Genomic DNA, 5,551 nt, shown 5'->3' on the forward strand with positions numbered 1-5,551 from the left:
TATCCATTACTATAACCACGAGCGTATTAAGACCAAACTAAAAGGCCTGAGTCCGGTGCAGTACCGGAATCAGGCCTTGGCCGCTTAGTTGTTCACTGTCCAAGTTTATGGGGTCAGTTCACCTGGGATGCGGGTTATTTGCTAGCACTAACGTGTTTAGTGCTTACGCGACATCAAAGCGGTCCGCGTTCATCACTTTCGTCCAGGCGGCGACGAAGTCTTTAACAAACTTCTCGTCGTTATCGTCCTGGGCGTAGACTTCCGCGTAGGAACGCAGCAGCGAGTTAGAACCGAACACCAGGTCAACGCGAGAAGCGGTCCACTTAACGGCATCCGTTTGACGATCGCGGATCTCGTAAGTGTTTTTACTCACTGGCTTCCAGGTGTTGCCCATATCGGTCAGGTTGACGAAGAAGTCGTTGGTCAACTGGCCTTCACGGTCAGTGAATACGCCATGCTTGGTGCCGCCGTAATTGGTGCCCAGCACACGCATGCCGCCGAGTAATACCACCATTTCAGGCCCTGTTAGCCCCATCAGTTGAGCGCGATCCAGCAGCAGCTCTTCCGGCTTCACGACGTAGTCTTTCTTCTGCCAGTTGCGGAAACCGTCGGCCAGCGGCTCTAGCGGCTCGAAGGATTCGCCGTCAGTCATCTCGGCAGAAGCATCGCCACGGCCTTTCAAGAAAGGTACGCGAACGTCATAGCCTGCGGCTTTAGCGGCTTTTTCGATCGCTACACTGCCGGCCAGAACGATGACGTCGGCAAGGCTAGCGCCGGTGTCAGCAGAAATTTTCTCGTACACGGCTAAGACGCTGGCGAGACGCGCAGGCTCGTTGCCTTCCCAATTCTTCTGGGGCGCCAAGCGAATGCGCGCACCGTTGGCACCGCCGCGCATATCAGAGCCGCGGTAGGTGCGGGCGCTGTCCCACGCGGTGCTAACCATATCGCTGATGCTCAGGCCAGCGTCGGCGATTTTCTGCTTAACCACTTCTTCGCTGTAGTCGGTGCTGCCAGCCGGAATCGGATCCTGCCAGATCAAGTCTTCAGCGGGCACTTCCGGGCCAATGTAGCGTGCTTTCGGACCTAGGTCACGGTGAGTCAGCTTGAACCACGCCTTGGCGAAGGTCTTCTTGAAGTACTCCGGATCCGCCATGAATTTTTCACAAATGGCGCGGTAGGTCGGATCCACCTTCATGGCCATATCCGCATCGGTCATGATCGGATTGTGGCGAATGGAGGGGTCGCTGGCGTCAACCGGCTTATCCTCTTCCTTAATGTCGATAGGTTCCCACTGGTGAGCACCGGCCGGGCTTTTGCGCAGTTCCCACTCGTGGCCGAACAACAGGTCGAAATAGCCCATGTCGAACTTGGTGGGGTGAGTGGTCCAGGCACCTTCAATGCCCGATGTAACGGCATTGCTCGCCTTGCCACCCATGGTCGGGTTGCCCCAGCCAAAGCCCTGGTTCTCAACATCAGAGGCTTCTGGCTCAGCCGCCAGCGCTGCCGCGTCGCCGTTACCGTGGCACTTACCCACGGTGTGGCCACCGGCAGTAAGGGCAGCCGTCTCTTCGTCATTCATTGCCATGCGGGCAAAGGTTTCGCGAATCTGCTGACCGGTTTTCAGCGGGTCGGGCACACCGTTAACGCCTTCCGGGTTGACGTAGATAAGCCCCATCTGAACCGCAGCAAGCGGGTTTTCCATGGTTTCTGGCTTTTCAACATCGCCATAGCGCTCGTCAGAAGGCGCCAGCCACTCTTTCTCATCGCCCCAGTAGATATCTTTTTCGGGTTCCCAGATATCCTCACGGCCAAACGAGAAGCCGTAAGCAGGCAGCCCCATGGATTCATAGGCAACGGTACCGGCCAGGATCATCAGATCGGCCCAGCTAATTTTATTGCCGTACTTCTTCTTGATTGGCCACAGTAGACGACGCGCCTTATCAAGGCTGACGTTATCCGGCCAGGAGTTGAGGGGTGCAAAACGCTGGCTACCGGTACCGCCGCCGCCACGACCGTCGGCCAGACGGTAGGTGCCAGCAGAGTGCCATGCCATGCGGATCATTAGACCGCCGTAGTGACCCCAGTCAGCTGGCCACCACGATTGGCTGTCAGTCATCAGCGCGTGGACGTCTTGCTTAAGCGCGTCAAAATCGAGCTTTCTGACCTCTTCCCGATAGTCAAAATCGGCATCCATCGGGTTTGATTTGCGGTCTTGCTGGTGCAAGATATCCAGGTTAATCCCTTCCGGCCACCAGTCTTTATTAGACGTGCCCGTGGAGGTATTACCACCATGCATTACAGGACATTTACCACTCATAGCTCTCTCCCTCTCACTACATTTTGTCTTAGTTGCTTTTTTCTTGGTGGTGCTCGCTTTCTCGCTACCAAGTCAACTGACGTTGAGCGTCCTTTACATGGCCGTTCGCACTAGCAGGGACGCATCATAAACTTGGTACTGTTTTAAACCACTTCCCTTATAGCCACAATTTACTTTTTGCGACTGCTCCAATAGCTTTTACCCATCACGCATTACTTCATCTAACTAACCAGTAAACTCTTCGGTGTCGATATCCGCTTGCTGCGCCTCGCTATAGCGAGCCCCTGCGACCTGGTCTGGCGTCATCATGGCATCCAACTGCTGCATTGTGGTGACATCAAGGCGCAGGGTTTCCGCGGCTAAATTTTCGCGCATGTGGTCAGGTGAGCGAGTTCCCGGAATAGGAATAATATCGTCGCCTTTGGCCTTCAGCCATGCCAGCGCCAGTTGCCCCGGCGTCACGCTGAAGGCCTGCGCCAGCGCCGCAAGGCGTTCAAATAATTTGATATTATGCGGGTAGTTGTCGGTGCTGAAGCGCGGCATGTTACGGCGCATATCGCCCTCTTCAAGGCGCGCTGGATCCTGAATGGCGCCAGTCAAGAAGCCTCGCCCCAGAGGACTAAATGCGACCATGGCCGCGCCCACCTCTCGGCACGCATCGATCAGGGCGATTTCAGGGTTGCGCGTCCACAGCGAGTATTCCGACTGCACGGCGGCGATAGGATATTCAGCTGCCGCACGGCGCAATGTTAGCGCAGAAATTTCCGACAACCCCACGCCTCCAATTTTGCCCTCTTCCATCAAGCGCCCTAGCGCGCCGACGCTCTCTTCAATGGGGACCTGGCGATCCAAGCGGTGCAGGTAGTAGAGATCCAAATGATCGGTACGCAGGCGCGCAAGGCTTGCTTCGCACTGTTTGCGCAGTGTTGCCGGGCGGCCGTCAATAACGCGTTTGCCTGACTCAGGGTCCATAGCCATGCCGCATTTACTGGCCAGAAAGAGCTGATTCCGCTTGCCCTCCAAAGCGCGCCCGACCACTTTCTCATTGGCTGTGGCGCCGTACAGGGTGGCAGTGTCAAAGTGGCGATAGCCCATCTCAAACGCCTCATCCAACGCTCGTATGGCCGCGTTTTCAGGCACGATGCTGCCATAACCGTGGGAGAGGTTCATACAGCCCAGGCCAATAGACGGGGCATTAACAGCATTAAGGCGTTGGAAAAAACTCGTCATAGCAACTCCTGGCGTTAACAAAATAGTTTCATCATCTTTCACCGCCAAACTGCAGCGCAGCTAAGTGGCGATAGAGTGGGCTGGTGGTGATCAATTCGTCGTGGGTGCCCGCCGCGATTAGCTTTCCACCATCAAGCACTAGCAAGCGGTCGGCAGCAATAACGGTGGCGAGCCGATGGGCGATCACAATACTGGTGCGCCCCACCATCAGCCGATCCAGCGCCTGCTGTACCAGCCGCTCGCTTTCCGCATCCAAGGCGCTGGTGGCTTCATCCAGCAGCAGCACCGTCGGATTTTTGAGCAGCGCTCGGGCGATAGCGAGCCGCTGACGCTGGCCACCGGAAAGCTGTACTCCGCCAGGGCCAAGAGGCGTATCAAAGCCCTGGGGCAGCGCTTCAATAAAGTCGAGGGCGCTGGCATCCTGAGCGGCGATGCGCAGCCTTTCACTATTAGCTTCAGGATCGCCATAGCGAAGATTATCGGCCACCGAGCCACTAAACAGCACCGGCTCCTGGGCTACCAACCCCATGGCGCGCCGTAATGCAGCAAGGTCTAAGTCACGGACATCGATCCCATCCAGCGTTATACGCCCTTGGCTGGGGTCATAAAAGCGCAGCAGCAGTGCCAACAGGGTGCTTTTACCCGCGCCTGATGGGCCCACCACCGCTACCCGTTCTCCCGGCTGAATATGCAGATCAAAGCCGTCGAGCGCTGGCGTTTCCCGGCCGGGGTAGGTGAAGCTGACGCTCTCCAGCACGATGTCACCTTTTGATGGCATCGGTAGGTGATGGGGATTCGCCGGTGACTGGATAGCGGGCTGAGTATCGAGCAGCTCCAATAAGCGTTCCGCCGCCCCTGCCGCACGCTGCACATCTCCCGCGACTTCAGCCAAGGTGGCGATAGCCCCCGCTGCCAGCACGGCATAAAAAATAAACGCCGACAGCTCGCCCGCACTCATGGAGCCATCTAACACCGCCTGTCCACCCTGCCAGAGCATCAACCCCACCGCGGCAAACACCACCAACATGGCAATACCGGTCAACCAGGCGCGTTGCTGGGTGCGCTCGACGGCGCTGCCGAATGCCTGCTCCACGCGCTGACCGTAGCGGGTTTTATCCGCCGCTTCGTGGGTAAACGCCTGAAGGGTTCGAATACCGCTCAGCGCCTCTTCGGCATAGCGGCCCAGTTCGGCCACACGGTCCTGGCTGGTGCGGGACAGTCGCCGCACCCGGCGGCCGTACCACACAATCGGTAACAGCGTGGCGGGGATGCCAATCAACACCATCGCCGAGAGCCACGGCTGCGTCACCAGCATTAACACCACCGCCCCCACCAGCATGACCAGATTGCGCAGCGCCAGCGAGACCGAAGAGCCAAACAGGCTCTGCAGTACGCTGGTATCCGCGGTTAATCGTGAGGCTATTTCCCCCGCGGCACGGCCGTCGCTTGCGCTCTCAAAAAAGCTGGGCTCCAGGGTGAGTAAATGATCGAACACCCGCTGGCGCAAGTCGGCAGCCAAACGCTCGCCAATCCAGGTCACTTGGTAGTAACGCAGCGCGGAAGCGAACGCCAACACCGTTACTACCACCAGCATCAACACCAGCGCTTGGCCTAGCGCCTGTGCATCGGCATCTAAAAAGCCGCGATCAATGACTAACCGCAGCCCGTTGCCTAGCAGCAGTACGCTGCCTGAGGCCAATAACAGCGCCAGACCCGCCAGGGCCAAACGTAGCCGATAAGGACGTAGCAGCCCCAGCAAGCGCAACAGCACGCGGGGGTTAGGGCGTTGATTCATGGAAATAAATGCTCAACAAAGAGAGGCAGTACTCGACCATAGCAGGAGTGCCATTGCCATGCACAGAATCAAAAAAGCCCGCGATCTCTGAACTGACCCCATAAACTTGGACAGTGAACAACTAAGCGGCCAAGGCCTGATTCCGGTACTGCACCGGACTCAGGCCTTTTAGTTTGGTCTTAATACGCTCGTGGTTATAGTAATGGATA

Annotated in this window: 5 protein-coding genes; 1 reads left to right on the plus strand and 4 read right to left on the minus strand. The window is 57.3% G+C overall.

Translation table 11 applies throughout. The features are described from left to right. On the plus strand, window positions 1–88 hold an 88-nt coding region (locus tag V8L70_RS22375), incomplete at its 5' end, for an IS3 family transposase (RefSeq protein ID WP_336270183.1). Between the two features lie 75 nt (window positions 89–163). Here the strand turns inward: V8L70_RS22375 and katG are convergent. The 4 genes from katG to V8L70_RS22395 form a co-directional block, all read right to left on the minus strand. Beyond that, window positions 164–2,317, minus strand: a complete 2,154-nt coding sequence (gene katG, locus V8L70_RS22380) for a catalase/peroxidase HPI (protein ID WP_336270656.1) — start codon at window positions 2,315–2,317, stop codon at window positions 164–166. A gap of 225 nt (window positions 2,318–2,542) precedes the next feature. After that, window positions 2,543–3,547 carry an aldo/keto reductase gene (locus V8L70_RS22385; protein ID WP_336270658.1) on the minus strand — a complete coding sequence of 335 codons (1,005 nt, stop codon included), beginning with the start codon at window positions 3,545–3,547 and terminating at the stop codon, window positions 2,543–2,545. Window positions 3,548–3,578: 31 nt separating this feature from the next. Beyond that, complete coding sequence (locus V8L70_RS22390) at window positions 3,579–5,342, minus strand: ABC transporter transmembrane domain-containing protein (protein WP_336270659.1); 1,764 nt, start codon at window positions 5,340–5,342, stop codon at window positions 3,579–3,581. 121 nt (window positions 5,343–5,463) lie between these two features. Beyond that, a partial coding sequence (locus V8L70_RS22395) for an IS3 family transposase (protein WP_336270183.1) occupies window positions 5,464–5,551 on the minus strand: 88 nt, incomplete at its 5' end.

It is taken from the genome of Vreelandella arctica, assembly GCF_037070215.1.
Taxonomy (GTDB): domain Bacteria; phylum Pseudomonadota; class Gammaproteobacteria; order Pseudomonadales; family Halomonadaceae; genus Vreelandella; species Vreelandella arctica.

Bases quoted from the DNA above. Each gene is read 5' to 3' on its own strand.
- V8L70_RS22385 (WP_336270658.1), bottom strand. From the start codon at position 3,547: ATGACGAGTTTTTTCCAACGCCTTAATGCTGTTAATGCCCCGTCTATT.
- V8L70_RS22390 (WP_336270659.1), bottom strand. From the start codon at position 5,342: ATGAATCAACGCCCTAACCCCCGCGTGCTGTTGCGCTTGCTGGGGCTG.
- katG (WP_336270656.1), bottom strand. From the start codon at position 2,317: ATGAGTGGTAAATGTCCTGTAATGCATGGTGGTAATACCTCCACGGGC.